The organism is Paraburkholderia sp. J63 (assembly GCF_905220245.1).
Lineage (GTDB): Bacteria > Pseudomonadota > Gammaproteobacteria > Burkholderiales > Burkholderiaceae > Paraburkholderia.
In genome coordinates, this window is sequence record NZ_CAJMZF010000004.1 from 1 (window position 1) to 18,969 (window position 18,969).

Annotated in this window: 18 protein-coding genes; 4 read left to right on the forward strand and 14 right to left on the reverse strand. The window is 66.7% G+C overall.

Going from position 1 to position 18,969, the window contains the following annotated elements:
* Window positions 1–98: 98 nt before the first annotated feature.
* Genes U5775_RS05950 through U5775_RS05965 form a run of 4 tightly spaced genes read right to left on the reverse strand, consistent with a single transcriptional unit; the run spans window position 99 to window position 3,478 of the window.
* Entirely contained in the window at window positions 99–818 is a 720-nt protein-coding gene (locus U5775_RS05950) for a (5-formylfuran-3-yl)methyl phosphate synthase (RefSeq protein ID WP_322057203.1), read from the reverse strand.
* On the reverse strand, window positions 815–1,420 hold the full coding sequence (locus U5775_RS05955) for a DUF447 domain-containing protein (protein WP_322057204.1): 606 nt from the start codon (window positions 1,418–1,420) through the stop codon (window positions 815–817). The genes U5775_RS05950 and U5775_RS05955 overlap by 4 nt, the downstream gene beginning before the upstream one ends.
* Window positions 1,421–2,806 carry a DUF6513 domain-containing protein gene (locus U5775_RS05960; protein WP_322057205.1) on the reverse strand — a complete coding sequence of 462 codons (1,386 nt, stop codon included), beginning with the start codon at window positions 2,804–2,806 and terminating at the stop codon, window positions 1,421–1,423.
* A gap of 48 nt (window positions 2,807–2,854) precedes the next feature.
* A complete protein-coding gene (locus U5775_RS05965) occupies window positions 2,855–3,478 on the reverse strand; it encodes a flavoprotein (RefSeq protein ID WP_322057206.1) in 624 nt (207 codons plus the stop codon).
* 288 nt (window positions 3,479–3,766) lie between these two features.
* Between U5775_RS05965 and U5775_RS05970 the strand changes: the two genes are divergently transcribed.
* On the forward strand, window positions 3,767–4,285 hold the full coding sequence (locus tag U5775_RS05970) for a dihydroneopterin aldolase (RefSeq protein WP_322057207.1): 519 nt from the start codon (window positions 3,767–3,769) through the stop codon (window positions 4,283–4,285).
* A 311-nt stretch (window positions 4,286–4,596) separates the two neighbouring features.
* On the opposite strand, the gene fae is transcribed toward U5775_RS05970, so the two are convergent.
* The 8 genes from fae to U5775_RS06010 form a co-directional block, all read right to left on the reverse strand.
* Window positions 4,597–5,106, reverse strand: a complete 510-nt coding sequence (gene fae, locus U5775_RS05975; RefSeq protein WP_322057208.1) for a formaldehyde-activating enzyme — start codon at window positions 5,104–5,106, stop codon at window positions 4,597–4,599.
* Window positions 5,094–6,038 carry a triphosphoribosyl-dephospho-CoA synthase gene (locus U5775_RS05980; RefSeq protein ID WP_322057209.1) on the reverse strand — a complete coding sequence of 315 codons (945 nt, stop codon included), beginning with the start codon at window positions 6,036–6,038 and terminating at the stop codon, window positions 5,094–5,096. The genes fae and U5775_RS05980 overlap by 13 nt, the downstream gene beginning before the upstream one ends.
* Entirely contained in the window at window positions 6,035–7,009 is a 975-nt protein-coding gene (locus tag U5775_RS05985) for a RimK family alpha-L-glutamate ligase (RefSeq protein WP_322057210.1), read from the reverse strand. Before U5775_RS05985 ends, U5775_RS05980 begins: the two co-directional genes overlap by 4 nt.
* 1 nt (window position 7,010) lies before the next feature.
* A complete protein-coding gene (gene mch / locus U5775_RS05990) occupies window positions 7,011–8,039 on the reverse strand; it encodes a methenyltetrahydromethanopterin cyclohydrolase (protein ID WP_322057211.1) in 1,029 nt (342 codons plus the stop codon).
* Window positions 8,014–9,213 (reverse strand): ATP-grasp domain-containing protein, encoded by a 1,200-nt coding sequence (locus U5775_RS05995; RefSeq protein WP_322057212.1) that lies wholly within the window; start codon window positions 9,211–9,213, stop codon window positions 8,014–8,016. The genes mch and U5775_RS05995 overlap by 26 nt, the downstream gene beginning before the upstream one ends.
* Window positions 9,214–9,277: 64 nt before the next feature.
* On the reverse strand, window positions 9,278–10,195 hold the full coding sequence (locus tag U5775_RS06000; RefSeq protein ID WP_322057213.1) for an NAD(P)-dependent methylenetetrahydromethanopterin dehydrogenase: 918 nt from the start codon (window positions 10,193–10,195) through the stop codon (window positions 9,278–9,280).
* 37 nt (window positions 10,196–10,232) lie between these two features.
* Window positions 10,233–11,279 carry a beta-ribofuranosylaminobenzene 5'-phosphate synthase family protein gene (locus U5775_RS06005; protein ID WP_322057214.1) on the reverse strand — a complete coding sequence of 349 codons (1,047 nt, stop codon included), beginning with the start codon at window positions 11,277–11,279 and terminating at the stop codon, window positions 10,233–10,235.
* A 196-nt stretch (window positions 11,280–11,475) separates the two neighbouring features.
* The gene (locus U5775_RS06010; RefSeq protein WP_322057215.1) at window positions 11,476–12,441 is read right to left on the reverse strand and encodes a LysR substrate-binding domain-containing protein; all 966 of its coding nucleotides are present in this window, start codon (window positions 12,439–12,441) and stop codon (window positions 11,476–11,478) included.
* 351 nt (window positions 12,442–12,792) lie between these two features.
* On the opposite strand from U5775_RS06010, the gene U5775_RS06015 reads away from it, so the two are divergent.
* The 3 genes from U5775_RS06015 to U5775_RS06025 all read left to right on the forward strand — a co-directional run bounded on the left by U5775_RS06015 (window position 12,793) and on the right by U5775_RS06025 (window position 15,422).
* The gene (locus U5775_RS06015) at window positions 12,793–13,899 is read left to right on the forward strand and encodes a fructose-1,6-bisphosphatase (RefSeq protein WP_322057216.1); all 1,107 of its coding nucleotides are present in this window, start codon (window positions 12,793–12,795) and stop codon (window positions 13,897–13,899) included.
* A 10-nt stretch (window positions 13,900–13,909) separates the two neighbouring features.
* A complete protein-coding gene (locus U5775_RS06020; protein WP_322057217.1) occupies window positions 13,910–14,782 on the forward strand; it encodes a phosphoribulokinase in 873 nt (290 codons plus the stop codon).
* 67 nt (window positions 14,783–14,849) lie between these two features.
* Complete coding sequence (locus tag U5775_RS06025) at window positions 14,850–15,422, forward strand: HAD-IA family hydrolase (RefSeq protein WP_322057218.1); 573 nt, start codon at window positions 14,850–14,852, stop codon at window positions 15,420–15,422.
* A gap of 472 nt (window positions 15,423–15,894) precedes the next feature.
* On the opposite strand, the gene U5775_RS06030 is transcribed toward U5775_RS06025, so the two are convergent.
* Both U5775_RS06030 and narL read right to left on the reverse strand, forming a co-directional pair.
* The gene (locus U5775_RS06030) at window positions 15,895–17,955 is read right to left on the reverse strand and encodes a sigma-54-dependent Fis family transcriptional regulator (RefSeq protein ID WP_322057219.1); all 2,061 of its coding nucleotides are present in this window, start codon (window positions 17,953–17,955) and stop codon (window positions 15,895–15,897) included.
* Between the two features lie 197 nt (window positions 17,956–18,152).
* Complete coding sequence (gene narL / locus U5775_RS06035) at window positions 18,153–18,797, reverse strand: two-component system response regulator NarL (RefSeq protein ID WP_322057220.1); 645 nt, start codon at window positions 18,795–18,797, stop codon at window positions 18,153–18,155.
* Window positions 18,798–18,969 lie beyond the last annotated feature (172 nt).

Genomic DNA, 18,969 nt, shown 5'->3' on the forward strand with positions numbered 1-18,969 from the left:
TCTGGCCGCTTCTGCAGAGGATAGACTGCGCCAGTAAATATGCCGTCCTTTCGCCACGTTCTGAGGCGCGAGCGGCCTGCATGAGACCTTTATGACGCTCACGCCGCAGCCCGAGCAACCTCGTGTGCCACCACCCGCACCTCGCCCTTCAACGCCGCCCGCACTTCACACACCTTCGCCCCTTCAAGCCGCCCCGTCCGAGCCCCCTCACACAACGCACTACGAAACCCGGCAAAATCAGGCAGCAGCGCCCGCACACGCGCAATATGCTCCAAGCGCAGCGCCCCCGCCAACCCCACCATCACCTCATGCGCGCGCGCGATCTGCACCATGCTGTCGAGCACGGCGAGCGGCACGCAGCGAAACAGGCTGCCCACTTCCTTGCGCTCCGTATCAGCCATCACCGCCGCAAAACCCAGCTCGCACGCATACTCAACAAGCCGCAGATCGAGCCCATCATCGCAAAGCAGCACAGGCACCATGTTCCAGCGCAACGCGCGCATGCGCTCAAGCGTCTCGCGCGCCGCGGGCCCCGGCGCGACGCCCGCCTTCACATAATCCACGCCACACCCGCCGATACGGTCCGCATGATGCACCATGGCCGAGTAATCACCGGGCCGCAGATCGCCGATCGTCGCGCTCACAGGCAACCCCGGATGGCTCTCGCGCAACGCGCCAACAATGCTCGCGACGCGCGCCGGCGGCAACGCGCCCAGCGCGCCCGCGCGCGGCTCCTTGATGTCGATGAAATCCGCGCCCGCGGCGGCTGCTTCGCGCGCCTCGGCGAGGTCGCGCACACTGGTGAGGAGTCGGATCATGTCGGTTCGCGCATGCAGGCGCGCTCGTTGGGTGAATCGCTGGGTGAATAGAACGCAGCCGTGGCTGCGGTGAGCCACTGCCACGCTTCGCGTTCGGCGGGGCCCGCCGTTTTCTCGATGGCGATCGTGAGCCACGCCATCTCCGTTTCGATTTTTTCGCGCGGCAGCAGGTGCAGGCGGCTCACCAGCACCGCGGCTTCGATCACGGCGGCCTGCGCGCGATTGAAGCCGGTGAACGGCGCATGGGTTGCCTCGGCCACGCGGCGCAGCGTGAGCACCGGGCGGCCTGGGTCGCCGCTCGCGTCGACGAGGCGCAGCTCGGCATGCGCAAGTGCGCCCGCGAGACGCACACAGGGCACCGTGGCTGCGGGCAGCGTCGGCCAGCGCCGGCGGCCTGTCACGCAACCCGCGAACACGCGCACGTCGGTGGTGAAATTCATCACCGCGCAGCCGCTCGCCATGATGTTGTCGTAGGTGGTGGACGGCGTGAACGGCATCAGCACGACATTGCCGCGTTCGCCCTGATCGAATTGCGCGCCCATCGGCGCGACGTGCGGCACGCCCTCAGCCGAGCAGGTGGTGACGACGGTTTCGTAAATCATTCAGGCCTCCTTACGCATCGTCGTGCCGGGTGCGCATTGTTCGAGCAGGTTCTCGGCGTCGCGTTCGGCGGCGCAGCCCCAGTCGAGCGACTGGTCCTGTGCGAAGCGCTTGCCGAGCCGCCACGCCACTTCGGCGCGCGCGAGCTCCACGCCCATGTAGAACGCGTGCGCGCCGTCGTCTTCGAGCTTCAGGCGCGGCCAGAGCGCGAACGGATCGACGGCGACGTGGTGGCCGTCGCGGTTGTAGACGTGCACGCCCGCATTCGACACTTGCACGCGAAAGTTCGGATCGCGGATCGCGCGCGCGGTCTCGGCAATCTCCTCGGGGGTGTCGGGGAAGGGCCGCTTCGCGTGGACCGTCATCAACGCATCGGTGATGCCCTTGGGCAGCGTGCGCTGCTCGCGCGCGGCGTACATCACGCGCCGCGCGACGTCCGCTTCGCGAACCGCGCGGCGCGCGTGCTGGCTCACCTGGGTCGTGAGGATGGCGGAGATGCCGAGCTCCGCGCCCATGCCGAGCAGCACGGCGTTGATGCCGCAGGTGTCGGCCTCGGTAAGCTCGGTGACGTTGCCGACGCCCATCATGATCGGCGCGTCGGGAAACGCGTCGCGCACGCGCTGGTAGCGCACCAGAGACTTCAGGAGCCCGAACGGAATCGGATCGAGAATCGGATCGGCGAGAAACGGCCGTCCCATCGCGCTCACGGCCTCGATCGCGGCGAACAGCGACGGCTCGTCCGCGGGCTCGCGCGACACCAGGATCGGTGTCGATTCGACTTCGTTGAGGATCCACAGCGTTTCGCTCGACAGGCTCAGCAGATAGTCGGCGCCGGCGCGACCGCCGCGCACGAGCTCCTTCGCGTCCATCGAGTCGACGCTGACCGTGAAGCCGCGCTCCTTGAGCGCGCGCACCGCATCGGTCAGATGCGGGAACGGCGTGGAGGGCAGGCAGCCCACGTCGATCACGTTGGCGCCTTCGGCCACGAGCTGCGCGGCGCGCGCGCAGATGGCATCGACGTCGAGCCGCGGCGCATCGACGATCTCCGCGAAGATGGCGATGTCGTACTTCGAGAGGTCGACGGGTCGCGCGGCGCGATTGAAATACGCGGGCAGGTCCTTGAGTTCTTCGGGGCCGCGCGCGAACGGAATGCCGTAGTGGGCCGAGAGCGCGTCGAGATCGCCGCGGCAGCGGCCCGGCACGATCACGCGGTCGGCCGCGATGGGTGCGCTCACGCGACGACGGATCATGTCCGCCGTCATGAGCGCGGCCACCTGCAGGCCGATTTCGCGGATCTCCCAGGTGAACGGCGCGGGCTCGAGGCGGCGCAATACCCGTTCGAGGCCGGGCTGGGCGAGGCGTCCGGTGAGAAAGACGATGTGTTCCATGATGTGTGATTCGGGCGCGCCTTCGATCTTCAACCGTGTAACCGTGTATTAGCCGGGCAAGTCCGCGAGCAGTCCGAGCGTTCTGTAGCGGGTGTCGAGCGCTGCGCGCAGCGCATCGATCGAATTGGCCACGAGGCAATGATCGATCTGGCGCAGGCGCTCGACGTTCTGCAGCTCGATGTTGCGGGGCCGCAGTTCGACCCAGTCCAGCGGACTCCTCGTGACGACGACCGGTTCCGTATCGCATGCAAAGATGATGCCGGGTATGCCGAGCTTGCCGGCCTGGGCGAACAGGTTGGTCGGCAAGGTGTCGGAGATGCCGAACGCGCATTTCGCCACCGTGTTGCTGGTGGCGGGCGCAATCACGAGCGTGTGGTAGAGGCCGGGCTCGTAGAACATGCCCACCGGCACGGCGCTCGCACTGTTGTCGCGGAAGACGCGAAAGCGCGTCTTCAGTTGCGCGATGCCGATCTTGTAGAGCGGCAGCACTTCCTCGGCCGCGCGCGAGAGAAACAGGTCGACGTTGGGCATCCCGGCGGCCAGCGCGAGCGATTCTTCGAGGCAATGCCCCGATCCGGTGATGGCCCACGCAAGACGCGGCCGCGCGAGCGTGGCGTCGTGCTGGTCGTCGTTCGACGGGGGCGTGTGGGTCGGTTGCTGCGGGCGGGTCATCGTCTGCCTTTCGTTGTGTTGAGCTGCTTTTGGGTCGTTTCCGGTGACTCGGTTGCGGGCCGTGTCCGTAGGCGCTTTTCGGCGAGCAGGCAGCTTGCGCAGTTTGCGATACACAGTGTCACCACGGACGCGGGGTGCCGGATGCGCTTTGCCACGTTGGGCCTGTGCTTTGCCGTGCTGTTGCCCTGCCGTCGACCATTACACGGGAGTTGCTTGCGACATTCGTGCCTGGGCCGGTTCTTGCATGGCATCGCCCCGACCCATTCAGGACAAACGAGAGGAGCAACCATGAACGCAGTCGACACGAGCATGTTCGACCGGCCCGCGAGGCAGACCGGCAACGCCGCGCGCCACGCCGAAGGCGAGCAGCCGATGGATCTCATCTTTATCGAGGGCTTTACCGGCGAGACGGTGATCGGCATCGATCCGGAAGAGTTGCACGACCCGCAGCCGGTGCAGATCGATCTCTGGGCCGGCTTGCCGCGCAGCCGCGCGTGCGATACCGATGTGATCCACGACACTATCGACTACGGGAAAGTGCATGGCGCGTTGCAGGCCTTGCTGGCGAATCACGGCGTGCAGTTGCTCGAAGCGCTGGCCGAAGTGATTGCGCAGATGCTGCTCGTGGATTTTGGCGCGCATTGGGTGCGCGTCGCGCTCGTGAAGCCACACAAGTTCGCGAATGTGAAGGCCGTCGGCGTGACGATCGAGCGGCGGCGCGTGCCTGTAGCGCCTGCGCAGAAGCGCGAGGGAGTGGCGCTCGCGCTGCTCGGGGCAGGGATGTTTCCGCCGGAGGGGGCGTTTTGAAGCGGGGCCCGGATGGGCCTGAATTTTGTCGCGGTGCTGGGGCTTTGCGCGTTTCCTTGTGTTCGTGTCGGTCTGCCAGGGTTGCCCCTGTGCGGGGCGGCACCTACTTTCTTTGCGGCGGCAAAGAAAGTAGGCAAAGAAAGCCGCTCACACCGCCAGTGTGACGCCGTTCACCACTCGCCTGTTATCGGAGTGGTTCCGGAGCGTCTGCCATCACTCGCCTCACGCCGGAGTGACAAAGGGCTCATGCCTCCGGCGGCGCTTCGCGCGCCGTGGGGCATAACTCTGAGCTGAGCGCCGCCGCCTCCCCCTCAACTAGCCGCAAACGGATGCTTCGCCTCTCCCTTGCGCCTCACCACCTCGGCCGCCCGTGGCTCGCGGTTCACCGCGCGCTGGAGCGCTTCGCGCGTCGCGCGGTAGTTGTAGTCCTGGATCTTCTGGTCGTCCTCGGCCTGCCAGTGGATGAATACGCCCACGCTGATGAACACGTCGTCGGCTTCGTCGGCGGGAATCGTGCCGTCTTCCACGCTGTCCGCGACCGCGAGCGCCACCGCGCGTTGCGCCGGTCCGAACATCTGCACCGCCTGCTTCGCGCCCTTGATGGTCACTTTGTTGAACAGCACCGTGTTGGGCTTGGCGAGCAGGTTGGGCGCGACCACGGCCAGCAACGAGGTGAAGCCGTCCTTGTTGTTGGTGAGCGCGTTGCAGAACGCGCTCTCCGCCGCCGAGCCGCGCGGGCCGACGATCAGGTCGATGTGCGCGACTTCATTGCCTTCGCCGACGAGCGATTCGCCTACGAGCACGCGATCTATCTTTGCCATGTGTCTGTCTCCAGTGAATTCATCGAGTAGTTAGTTGCGGGCGCAATCATCGACGGGTCCATGCAGGCAGCCGCGAACAGCGTCGCGACTGTGAGATCGGCGCTCGTGCCTGGATTGATCCCTGCTGCCTTGAGCGCGGCGTCCCAGCCGTGGAGTGCGTGCGGCGCGCAAACGCGCGCGTTGCCTTGCGCGAGCCATGCCGCCGCTTCGGCCGAAACGCGTCGTGCGCAGGCGTTGCCATGCTTGCGCGCGATGTGCGAATCGGGCCAGCGCGCGAGGAAGCCGAGCCAGGTGAGCAGGACCGCGTCGGCGAGTGCCGTGGGCGAAGCGGCGCGCCGTTCATGCGCCGCGCGAAACGTGGTGATGCCGAAGCCGAGTACGTCGCCGAAGTCCTCGGCGTACTGGCGCGCGATGCTGTCGCGGTCGGCGGCCAGGGTCATGGCCGCGCGCAGGTCGATCGTGGGCGTCGTGCCCACGCTCTGGCTCTCGGTCTTGCCGAGCCCGCCCGGGTTCGCGAGCGCAATCGCGCGGTAGGCGGCGTAGGCATCGTCGATGCTCAGCGCGCGTAAAACTGCCTGCACGGAGGCTTCGAAATGCGGCAACGAGGCTGGCGGTGGATTCGCTTCGAACGCGGCGGCAAGCGGCGCGCACAGCAGCACGATGCCGAGATTGGTATTGCATCCGGCCGCGGCGCGCGTGTTCGCGATGGCCGCCTCGATGCGTGCGCCCACCGAAGCGCCCCGGCGTGCGAGCGGTTCGCAAGCCGCTTGAGCGCTCGCGAGAAAGAGCCCCGCGTGCATGCCATGCCCGGCGGACGCCACGCTGACGTTGCCGGGCTTCGCGCACGCGACGTCCTGCTCGCAGGCCCAGAGAAACGCCGCTTCGATCGTCGAGCCTGCCGTGGCCGTTTCGTGATCGGGCCGCGCGTTCATGCGACGGCCTCGCGCGGCACGCAGGCGCGGCCGAGACGGCGCGTGAGCAGATCGTCGACGATGCAGCCCGCGATGTCGAACGATGTTACGGACTGCAAACCACGCCATGCGGCCACGCCGTTGACTTCGATGACCTGGGCGCCGGCGTCGGTGGCGCCGCACGGCACGAGGTCGATGCCGGCATAGTCGAGGCCGAGCGCCGCGCTCGCGCGCTCGGCGAGTTGCGCGAGTTCGGGCGTCAAGGGCTGCGCTTCGCAAAGGCCGCCTTGCGCGACGTTGTGGACCCAGTGCTCGCTCACGCGCCGCATCGCCGTGATGGCCTTGCCGCCCACCACCAGCACGCGCCAGTCGAAGCCCGGTGTGGCGACCGGCGGGACGAAGCGCTGCATGTACGCGAGGCCGCCATAGGCGCGCAACGAGGGCAGCGTCGCGCAGCCGTTTTCCTTGCTGCCGCCAAGGCGCACGAGCCCTTTGCCTTGCGAGCCGAACAGCGGCTTGAGCACGACCTCGCGGCCGGCCGCGGCCTCGCGCATCACGATGCGGCGCGCGTGCGGCTCGGATTCGCCGGCCCACGCGGGCGGCGTGGGAATCCCGGAGCGATGGAGCAGGAAGGACGTCATCGACTTGTCGACGCTGCGCTCGATTGCGCGCGCGTCGTTGTAGACGGGCACGCCCAGTTCGCGCAGCGCATGGAGGATGCCGAGGCGCACGGTCACCTGCTCGAAGGTGCCGCCCGCGATGCCGCGCACGATGACGGCGTCGGGCAGGCCGCGGCCATAGCCCGGGATCACGAGGCCGTGCGCGGCCCACGTGGTGTCGATGCGGCAGTTGGCGAGATCCACGCAGCGGCCCTGCGCGCCGCGTTCGCGCAATGCGCGCTTCAGGCGCGAGGTGTGCCAGCCGGTCTCGTCGGTCATGATCGCGACGCGCGGTCCGCTTGCGCCGGTGCTTACGTCGCTGCTTGCTTTCATATCAGGCCTCGCCGAGCCACAGCGGATGGAGCAGGTCGAAGCGCGTCGCGCCCGCGTGCCACGTGCGACCTGTTGCGAGGCTGCTGACCCAGACTTCGGCGGGCGCGAAGAGGGCCGGGTCGATCTGATAGAAGTCGTAGTTGTATTCGGTGAAGATCTCGGCGAACGAGCGGCCGAAGTCGCGCGAAGCCGACGAAGGCAGGCGCTGTGCGAGATCGCGTGCGGCGTCGTCGTCGCCGTTGACGGTGAGGTGGACGCGTCCGCCATAGAGGATCGCGTCGTTGGTGCGGCCCATCGCCTCGATCGCTTCTCGCGCGGGCGGCGGTAGCGGCGCGCTCGCGCTACCTTCGACGATGTCGCCGAGCGCGAAGCCCAGCACGTGTGCCTTGTGCAGCGCCACTTCGAGTGCGCGCGCAACCACTTGCGTTGTGCCCGCGCGGCTCGCGGTGGGCGTGAGGATCAGCGTGAGTTCGTGTGCCTCCAGCGCGCAATCGCGCAGGATCTTGTCGATGACGACCTCGGGCGGCGCGCGGTCCACTTCGAGCACGAGGCAGCCGCGCTTCGAGACGTCGCGATAGCCGAGCTCCTCGTAAAGCGGCTCCTTGCAGGCGAGCGAGCGCGCCGGGCCCGAGCCGAGCGCGAAGAACTTCTTGCCGCCCGTTTCCTCTTTCGAGGCGGACAGGCTCCAGCCTGCGTACTGGCTCGCGAGGCAGGCGAGCACCGGTTGCGCGCTCGCGATCTCGACCACGGTCGGCCATTCGTCGCGCGCGCTCGCGCCGCCGTTCGCGCGCACGCGCACGGTGCCAAGCCCGCCCATGCAGATCGCGCCGATCTCGGCGCCGGCGGCTACGCTGCCGGGTGTATCGATGCCGGCATCGACGATCAGCACGCCGCGCGCGTCGCGGCGCGCAGCGATACCAAGCTCCGTCTGCCGTTCGAGCAGCGCGGCGAGCAAGGGTTGCGCGAGTGCGTTGACACTGAGCGGCGCGGCGTTCGTTGCGGATTCAACGATGGGCGAATGAGCGTTCATGGGACACCTTCAGCAAGGGTTCGATGGCGGCGGCGCGCGCGGCAAGGGCGGCACGCACCGCATCCACGGATGTGCCCGGCGCGCAGGTCGCCGAGACGGTGCAAAGCGGCGTGCCGGCGACAATCGCGCTGCCGGCGACGGGGATGTCGTGGCACCAGCCGAGCCGCCGCGCCTGATCTTCGAACGAGGGCGTGACGACGTGGGCCGTTTGGGCGAATACGACTAGCTGGCCGCGCACGGGTGGCGAGAGCGCGGATGAGCCTTCGTTTTCGATCGATTCGAGTGACTCGATCGATTCGCCAAGGCAGGCGCGCACGTGACGCGCGAGCAGCGGTGGGTGGGGATCGCAGTCATAGAGCGCCATCGTCGCCGAAGGACGCGCGTTGACTTCGAGGACGACGCAGCGTTCGCCGTCGCTCAGAAAGTCGAGGCTGTTGAGCCCGACGAGCCCGCTCGCGGCGACCACGGCCTGCACGGCGTGGCGCACCGCATCCGCGAGATGGGCTCCCACCTGCACAGGGCCGATTGCGCCGCGCCAGGCGAACGGATGCTCGCCATGCCGCACGATGATCTGCTCGTTGATGCCGAGCACTGTCGCGTTACGCCCATCGGCGAGAAAGAGCGCCGACATCGGGCGTCCTTCGCAGAAGCGCTGGTAGTAGACGCCACTGTGCTCGTCATGAGCCGAATCGTCGGATGCATCCACATGGCGAATATGCCAACCGCCCGTGCCCGAGGCTTCCTTGCGCAACCAACCACGCGCGTCCAGCGGAGGCTCCATGCGCGTTTCAGGAAAAGCGATACCGTAATCGTTCAGTATTGCGAATAAACGAGCGGGAGACCGCATGGCGTCATAAGCGAGCGCCGTATTGCCGATCAGCGGCAAGCCCTCGATCTGCGCGCGCAGCAGCGCCGGGCAGGCCTCGAATCCGCTGCCCGCGATCCAGCCCATCACGCCGGGCTCGACGCTCGCGCGTTCGAGCGCCGCGCGCGTGCGCGCGGGATCGAGCGCGAGCGTCGCGGCCTGGCCGACCGGATGCCAGCGCTGCGCGGCGGCGCGCGTGTCGCTGTCGCCGAACAGGTCGAGCGCGATCACGCGCCAGCCCGCGCGCCGCGCCGATTCAGCGAACATCCGCGCGGAGAGCCCGGCCACGACGATGGCGGGCGGCGTCATGAGCGCGCCTCGGTGCGGAGGGGAGCGCGCTTCGCGTGGCGCATCGCGGCGGCAACGGGCGGCTTCACGCGGCTTGAGCCTCGCTCTCGGCCACTACTTCGCGCGCGAGCGCGAAGGCCTCTTCGAAGCCGAGATAGACCGGCTTCGTGCTCGCCAGCATGCGCTCGAACAGGCGCCGCTGCACCTGATACTTGATATTGCCGATCGCCAGCGCGCCAATGCCGAGCGCACGATGCATCCCGAACGGCTTGCCGTCGTCGGCCACGCCCACGCCGTCGATACCCGCTGGCGGCACCGCGTTCACGTCGGCGGCCACGAGTAGTTGGGAGGCCTGATCGACGTGGCGCGTGTTCATCACCTGCACGCCAGCGGCTGCGGTCGCGAACACGAGTTCGGCGCGCGCGAGCGTGGTGTCGAGCGCTTCGGTCTGCTGAGCATCGGCGCCGCGCGTCTGCACGTCGAAGCGCGCGTTGATGCGGCCGCTCGCGGCCTGCGCGGCTTCGAGCCCACGGCTGCTCGCAATCGAGACGAGCGCGCCCGCGCGCGCGGCCAGCACGCCCGCGATCACGCCCACGGGGCCGGTGCCGCCCAGCACGACCACGCGCTTGCCTTCGAGCGCCGCGCCGTGCGTGCGCCGCAGATGCCACTCGACGCTAGCAACGAGCGCGGCCGCCGTCGTATAGGCGCCGCTCGGGTCGGCGAATACGGAGACCTCGAACGGCGGCACCATCGCTTCGCGCGCGCGCTTGAGCATGTCGGCGGCCAGCACGACGTCGCGTCCGCCGATGAAGAGGCCCGTGCGCGCGACGCCTTTGGGGCCGCGCGAGAAGATCGCGTCCTGCGTGAGCGCGGCGATGTTGTCGATGCCGACGTCGGCGTACGGGACGACGACCTGGTATCCCGCATCGACGGCCATGTTGACGTCGAAGGGGCTCATCTGCCGGGTCGGCGTGAACATGTGGAGAATGAAGGGACGTTCCATCGTTTGTCGGATGCTCAAGAGTGGTTGGGAGAGGGCGTCAGGCGTGACCCGGCGCATGAACGACGCTGGCGCCCGCGTTGCGCCCCTTGACGATTTCGAGCCGCAGCGAGGGGCCGACCACGCCGGCCTGGCGCGCCGCCGCCACGGCGTGCGCGGCCTCGTCGTGCGAGGCCAGGATCGCGAAGCCCGTGGGACCCCACGAGCTTTGTCCGATGCCGGCGCGATGGCGCGTGCCGACCCAGTCGAGCACGCGCGCGACGGCGGCGCTCGTATAGACGCCGCCCTGCGAGGGCGCGAAGTAGCGGCCGATGCCGTCCTGCAGTTCGCTCACGCCGCGCGCGAACGGCGCGAAATCGCGCTCGGCGGCGGCGGGCAGGATCTGCATGAGCGCGAGGTGGCAGGCGTGGGCCGCGAGCTCCTGCGGAAACGGCGGCAGCGCGGCCATCGCCTTGCGTTCGGCGAGGCCGGACAAGCCGCTGCGCGCGTCGTCGAGCACGAGCAGCACGCGCCATTCGTCGGGAAACGGCAGGCGCGCGAGCACGGGCGGCAGCTCGGTCGCGGAGCGCGGGCCGCCGTCGAGGATCAGGCCGCCCTGCTCGAAGCCCGCCACGCCCACGCCCGAGCGCGCGCCGCGCGCGAGGGCGAGCGCAAGCTGCGAAGGTTCGAGTTCGAGCCGATGCAGCCGCGCGAACGCATGGCCCGCGCACAGCGCGAGCTGCGTGCCGGAGCCGAGGCCCGCATGCGCGGGCAACACATGGCGCAGGCGCACGTCGAGCGCCTCGCGCCGGCCGCTCAGGCGCTTGAGCGCCTCGATGTGCGCGCGCAGGCGCGGCAGTTCCTCGCTCGCATAGGGCGGCGCGGCGTAGTGATCTTCTTCGCTCTCATCGTGGTTGGCCTGCTGGCCGCGCGCGAGACGCATTTCGAGCGTCGTGCTGATGCCGTCGATCACGAGACCGAGGCTGCCGAAGCGCCGGCCGAGCGACGCCCCCGGATCGAGAAAGCCCAGATGCAGTCGGCCCGGTGCATTCACGGTGACGGCATGCGCGGCTTTCATGGGGTGTTGCGTCGTGGCGTATTGCGTCATGAGCGCTTCCTCGCAGCGGTGAGCGGACAGCCTGGTCCGCCGACTCATGCAAGCGTCATGCCATACGGGCCGCGTGCACGCGCGGATCGGTTCAAGCGCCTGTCTGTATCGCGTGCATCGGGCGCGCGCCAACGCAAACGGATCTGGAGCGGCACGCGGCTCGAACGCACGCGTGCGCCGTATCGGTGACAGTGTGTCACTCGCCTCGCTGGATTCGCACGGGGTGCGTGGGCAGATCCACGTATTCGCCGGCGAGATACGTCTCGGTGTTTTCCAGTACGAAGCGGCGGAACGACTGGCAAGTGGGCGAGAGCTGCCGCGCGTTCAGATGCACGATCTGCCAGGCGCGGTCGATGGGCGTGCCGCTCACGTCGAGCAGCGCGATTTCGCGCGTGCGCAATTCGAGCCGCAGCGTGTGCAGCGAAAGCAGGCTGATGCCCATGCCCGCCATGACGGCCTGCTTGATGGTCTCGTTGCTGTCGAGCGTGACGACCTTCGCGGGCGTGAACAGATGGTTCTTGAACATCTGCTCGACCACGGTGCGCGTGCCCGAGCCCGGCTCGCGCATGAGGAAGGTCTCGTGGCGCAGCTCCTGCACGTCGATGCGCCGCGCCGCCGCGAACGCATGATCGCGCGCCGCGACGATCACCTGCGGGTTGTACGCGAGCGGCTCGGCCACGGCGTCGAGATCGCGCGGCGGGCGGCCCATCACCGCAAGATCGATGGCGTTGTCCTGGAGCATGCGCAAGAGCGGTTCGCGCGGGGCGATCGTGAAGCGCACATCGACCTTCGGAAACTGCGTGCAATAGCGCGCGATCAGTTGCGGCACGAAATAGCGCGCGGTGCTCACGAGGCCGACCGAGACCGCGCCGCTGTCGGCGAGCGAGAGCGACTGCAGCGCGTCCTGAGCGTCCTTCACTTCGCCGAGGATCCGTTGCGCATGGTGAGCGAGCGTTTCACCGGCTTCGGTCAGCGAGATGCGGCGCGCGATGCGCTCGAACAGCGGCAGGCCAATGGCTTCTTCCAGTTGCTTGATCTGCATGGAGACGGCCGGCTGCGTGAGATGAAGCTCCTGCGCCGCGCGCACGAAGCTCACGTGCTTCGCGGCGGCGGCAAAGATCTGCAACTGGCGCAGCGTGAGCGTGCGGACGAAGTTGAGCATGACGGAGGACACCAGAAGAAGCGCCGCACCAGTAGAAACGCTGCGATGCGGGGGCGCGCGCGAACAGGTAAGGGATCCCTTATAGGATGACTAAGAATATCTGAATTTCGCTGATTCGATCCGCACTTTATCGTTGAACTGTGGGCTTGACCATGTTTCAGCAGGCGCGCGATTCGCATCGAATCGCGCGGCGCATGGGTCGAAAAGCATAGTAGTGGACACGGCTACAAAGGCTGGCCGCGAAAGCAGGCTGCCACGGCTGGCAGGCATCTTGCTCGTGCTGCCGGTATTCGTGTGGGCCGCGTGTTTCGCACGGCGCGAAGCTTTCTGAACTCCTGCAATGAGGCGACTATGCCAGGCCATTACATGATGCTCGACGATTTTCTTTTACGCACGCTGGAGGGCCAGCGCGACGAAGCGGGCGCATATCGCCTGCGCACGGTGCTCGGCGAGATTGCGCTGGCGGTGCGCGCGATCGCAGCGATGATCGAGCGCGTCATGCTCGACGGCAGCATGGGCGCGGGTGGGGATGCGGGTTTGAACCTGGAAGCCGCCGCGCGCGAATTGATGGTGGCGCTGTGCGAGCGCAGCGCGTGCGTTGCGGGCTATGCGGCGGCGGGCGCGGGCGCTATGCGGGCCACGGCGGCTGTTGCGGGTGCATCGGGCGTATCGGGCGTATCGGAGCGCGGCGGCTATCTGCTGGCCTTCGAGGCGCTCGATGGGGCCGCGCAAATCGCCGAAAACGGCGTGGCGGGCAGCGTATTTTCGGTGCGCGAGGCCGCGTGCGAATCGACGGAGGAGCTCACGCAGGACGCCGCCTGGCTGCGCGGTGGCGCGGCGCAATGGGCGGCGGCCTACGCACTCTATGGCCCCTCGACGCTGCTCGTCCTGACGCTGGGACGCGGCACGTATGGGTTCACGCTCGATCGATCGAGCGGCACGTTCGTGCTCACGCATCGCGCGATGTGCGTGCCGGACGAGGGCCCCGAGCTTGCGATCGACGGCGCGCGCGAGCACGCGTGGGAGCCGCCCGTGCTGCGCTACGTGCGCGAATGCCGGGCGGGCAGCGCGGGCGAGCGCGAGCGTGAATTCAGCCTGCGCTTCGGCGGCTGCGCGGTCGCCGACGTCCATCGCATCCTGACGCGCGGCGGCGTGGGCATCGTGCCGCGCGAGCCTCGCGAAGCGCTGGGCGCAAGCGGTCTCGCGCTCATGCACGCGGCGCAGCCGCTCGCGCTGCTGGTCGAGCAGGCGGGCGGCGCGGCCAGCACGGGGCGCGCGCGCGTGCTCGAATTGCTGCCCGGCGCGCTCGACGAGCGCACCGGCATCGTGCTGGGGTCGAAGAGCGAAGTGGCGCGGCTCGAACGCTATCACCGCGAGTACGAACGCGGCGTGGACCGGCCGTTCAATTCGCCGCTCTTCAACGAACGCTCGCTGTTCCGCCCCGAAGCGTGCGCCTGAGCGAGCCACCATGTCGATCAAACATCCGATCGTGGCGGTGACCGGTTCGAGCGGCGCGGGCACGACCACAGTGATGAAGAGCTTTCAGCACATCTTCCGGCGCGAAAAGCTCAAGGCGCAGATCGTGGAAGGCGACGCGTTCCACCGTCACGACCGCGAGGGCATGCACCTCGCGATGAAGGAAGCCGAAGAACAGCGCCAGCAGTTCAGCCACTTCGGCCCCGACGCGAACGTGCTGGACCGGCTCGAAGATTTGTTCAGACAGTACGGCGCAACGGGCCGTGGGCAGGTGCGCAAGTACATCCACGACGAGGCCGAGGCACTCGAATACGACGTGGAGCCCGGCAAGTTCACCGCGTGGACCGACGTGGAGCCGGACACTGATTTGCTCTTTTACGAAGGATTGCATGGCGGTTTCGTGGGCTTGGGCATCGACGTCGCGCAGCACGCGGACTTGCTCGTGGGCGTGGTGCCCATCATCAACCTCGAATGGATTCAGAAGCTGCATCGCGACAAGACGCTGCGCGGCTACTCGCAGGAGGCGGTGATGGACACCATCCTGCGCCGCATGCCTGATTACGCGCATTACATCTGTCCGCAATTCAGCCGCACGCACGTGAATTTTCAGCGCGTGCCGACCGTGGATACATCGAATCCGTTCACGGCGCGCGATATTCCGAGCGCCGACGAAAGTTTTGTCGTGATCCGCTTTGCCAATCCGAGGGGCATCGACTTTCCCTATCTGCTCACGATGCTGCAGGACTCGTTCATGAGCCGGCCCAACGTGATCGTCGTGCCGGGCGGCAAGATGGGGCTCGCGATGCAACTGATTTTCACGCCGATGATATTGAAGATGATCGATCGGCAACAACGCGCGGCGTAAGGCAGGTGAAGCGCGCGCTCATTGCAGATAAAGAGCCATTGATGGCTCAACAACAGGAGATATTTTCATGCAAGTCATGTCGCGCAAATTGCCCGTTGATGCTGTTCTATTCGATCTTGCCAGCACCTTGCATGGGAAGCGTATAGGCGGCCACTTTGTCGAGCTCTTTCCCGATGTGGAAGCCGCGCTCGATGGATTGCGCCAGATGGGGCTGAAGCTCGGGCTCGTGACCGACAAGGCGATGGATGCCGTGGAGCCTATGCTGCAGCGGTTCGGTCTTTCGATGTGGTTTGATATTGTGGTGGACGGTGCGGCTGTTGCGCAGCGCAAGCCGCATCCGGCGCCCCTGTTGCATGCCTGTGAGGCGCTTGCTGTGCAGCCCGCGCATGCGCTTTATGTGGGGGATTCCAGTAACGATGCGATGGCCGCGCAGGCTGCCGGGGTGCAGATGATACGGGTGAGTTATGCGGAGCAGTCGCGGCGCTCTGCAGAGGCGCAGGATGATTTGCCGTGCTTGCGGGTGATCGATAGTCTTGCGGAGTTGCTGGAATTGATTGGGAGTCCGCGTCAAGTGCCTCGGTCTGGGCGTGTTGTGCAGGCTGCCTATCGGCATGATGATTGGGCTGGGTTGTATATCTGAGGTTTTTTCGCGTTTCCTTGTTTTCGCGGCGGTCTGCTAGTGTTGCCCCTGTGCGGGGCGGCACCTACTTTTCTTTGCAGCGGCAAAGAAAAGTAGGCAAAAGAAAGCCGCTCAAACCGCCAGTGTGACGAAGTCGGCAAACAGCCTTTAAGGGGGAAAGGTATAGGAGCATCCGTCACTTCGCACCACCAAACAAAGTGACAAGGCACTCGCACATCCGGCGGCGCTACGCGCGCCGTGGGGCATAACCAAGAACCGGTGGGGCGCATGCGTATTCGCTTATCCAGGCAGCACGCGTGGTTTCCCATGCAGACCCGACCGTTGCGCGCGCAGCGAGCAACGGGATGAATGAGTCCTTTGTGCCTACTTTTCTTTGCGGCTGCAAAGAAAAGTAGGTGCCGCCCCGCACAGGGGCAACCCTGGCAGACCGCCACGAAACCAAGGAAACGCGAAAAACCAACGCACCCGCGCGTCACCTTTTAATATGAACGCGCCGCATTTTCCGATACAGCGTATTACGCGTCACCCCAAGCGCATTAGCCACTTCACTGACATTCCAGCGATGCGTATCGAGCAATCCCATGAGCGCTTCGCGTTCGGCCAACAGAATCGCATTGAGCGGCTCGCAGTCGTCATCGCTCTCATCGCTCTGATCAAAATTGCCAGCGACATCCGATGCCGGAGGAACCGGCGAGCCTGCATCACCTCTCTGCACCGCATGCAGCCCCACAAGCTCCCCAGGCAAATGCGCAGCAGTCAATTCGGGCCCATCACACAACGCAGCAGCCGTGCGCAGCACATTCCTCAACTGGCGCACATTGCCAGGCCACGGACTAGCCAACAGAATCTGCCGCGCATCCTTACCCAGCATCGGCGGCACTTCGTTATCCTGCTCAAGCAGATGAATAATCAAAGCGAGCTTATCTTCACGCTCGCGCAGCGCTGGCACGCTCACCGCAACGCCATTAAGCCGGTAATAAAGATCCTCGCGAAACTGCCCACTAGCAACGAGCGCAGCAAGATCCCGATGGCTCGCGCTAATAAGCTGAAAATCGACCTTGATAACGGCTTCCGATCCCAGCGGCGTCACCTCGCGCTCCTCGAGCACGCGTAACAACCGCGCCTGAAGCGCGAGCGGCATATCACCGATCTCGTCGAGAAACAGCGTGCCGCCATTGGCCTGCAGGATCTTGCCGCGCCGCCCTTCGCGCTGCGCTCCGGTGAACGCGCCCGCGCGATAGCCGAACAACTCGCTCTCGATCAGATGCTCGGGCAACGAAGCACAGTTGATCGCGACAAACGGCCCATCGCGGCGTGCGCTAGCCGCGTGCAGCGCATTGGCGAAAACGTCCTTGCCCGCGCCCGTTTCGCCGCGCACGAGCACGGCAATGCCGCGATCGATCACGCGTTCGGCAAGGCTCAACTGGCTCGCGAGATGCGCGTCCCCGAACTCGACACGCGGGCCGCCCGAGGTACGCCCGCGCGCGCGCGCGGGCTCGCGGCGCGGCGCGGCGATCTCGCGTGCCTGGGCTTCCTGCGCGACGGCCGGCGGCTGCGCCGTGGTGCGGCCCACGCTCGCCGTGCTCTGCCGCAGCGGCGCCTGCGCGACGGCGAAAAAGCGGTTCGGCGCGTGAGCGCGATAGACGGCAACGGGATGAAACGAGCTCTGCACGCTGCGCGCAACGAGGTCCGCGAGCGTGGCGTTGAAGAGATCGGTGATGCGCTTGCCCGCGATCTCGGCGAGCGAGCCAAAGCCGAGCTGGAACAGCGCGCTGCGGTTCGCGCCGAGCACGAGGCCGCTTTCGTCGATGGTGAGCTTGCCCGCGTGCAGCGTATTCACGAATTCGGGGCGGCTATGAAAATGCACCATGTGCGCCTGCGTGTGGCGCGCATCGAGCAGGCGGTTCTCGATCATCTGACGCGACATGCCCACGAGCACGAGCGAATGTTGTTGTTGCAACTGCGAGCGGCTCGTGACGTCGAGCACGCCCGCGAGCGTGCCGCGTTCGTCGAATACCGGCGCGGCCGAGCAGGTGAGGGCGGCGTAGCGCGAGAAGAAATGCTCGTGCTGGCGCACGGCGAGCGCTTCGCCTTCGGCGAGGCAGGTGCCCATGCCGTTGGTGCCCGCTTCGCGTTCGCTCCAGACCGCGCCCACGCAGAAGCCCCAGTCCTCCACCTGCTCCGCGAAGCTCGTCGACGAGACCAGATGCAGGATCACGCCGTCCGCGTCGCTGAGCACGACCGCGAGATCGGCGTCGCCCAGTTGCTGATAGAGCGTCGTCATTTCGAGCTTCGCGCAGCCGATCAGATCGGCAAGGCGCTCGCGGCGCTGCGCGAGTTCGGCGCTCGTGAGCACGGGCGGCGGCCGGCACGTGTCGGGGTCGAGCCCGTACTCGTTCAGGCAGCGCGTCCACGAGCGCACGATGGCCGCGCCCGGTTCGTAATGGCCGAGCCGCTGGCGCAATACGCCGTCGACGCCACTCGCGCGGGCAGGACGCTCAATACATTCTTCGGCATATTGGGTTGACTGCATGACACGTGTCTCCGGAGTCTCCGACTGCCAATCATGGGCACATCGACGGATGCATCGCCTTGAGGGGCGGCGCTCCTGCCAGCTTGTGCCCAATTATTTGCAGTCAAATTTCCGGTGACAATTCGCCTTATGGGGCTACCCCCTTGTGGGTAGCCGGCATGTCACCCTGCCGATGCGGCGCGCTAGTACGGCGGCTTTTAGCGCTCGCGTGAGCCGTGCTCGTGGCGCCACACCACGGCTTCGAGCCGCGAATGCAGGTCGAGCTTGCGCAGCACGTGCTTCACGTGGACCTTCACGGTACCCACGCTGATGCCGAGCTTGCGCGCGATGACCTTGTTGCACATGCCCTCGACGAGGTAGTCGAGTACCTCCACTTCGCGCGCGGTAAGGTCCGATTGCGCGGGCGGCATGCGCTGGCCGCCCGAGAGCGCGTGCACGAGGCTGCCCGTGACCGCGTCGCTGAGCACGGCGGCGCCCGCCAATGCCTTCTGGAGCGTGACGCAGAGGTCCTCGGGGTCCATGTCCTTGAGCAGGTAGCCGTGGGCGCCGGCGCGCAGCGCGGCGACCACGTCGCGTTCATGGTCCGAGACGGTCAGCATGATGAAGCGCGCGTTGACGCCGGCGTCGCGCATCAGTTGAAGGGTCTCGATGCCGCTCACCTCCGGCATGTTCAGGTCGATCAGCACGACCTCGGGCTTCAGGCGCACGGCCATCTCGACGCCGTCGCGACCGGAGGCGGCTTCGCCCGCGATCGAAAACAGCGGATTCATCTGGATGAGCTGCGCGACGCCTTTGCGAAAGAGCGCATGGTCGTCGATGAGCAGAACGGTATGAGGGGGCATTGAGCTTCCTTGGCGCGTTAACCAGACTACCTGTCTCTACTGGAACGGCGTGTGATCTGTCTTGCGGCGCATGCATCAGTGCACATGCACGCAGCAACCGGATCTTTTCTTGATTAGAAGTTCAAGTCTACGCGTGGAATCCCGATGGACAAAATTCATTGCCAAGAAAAAA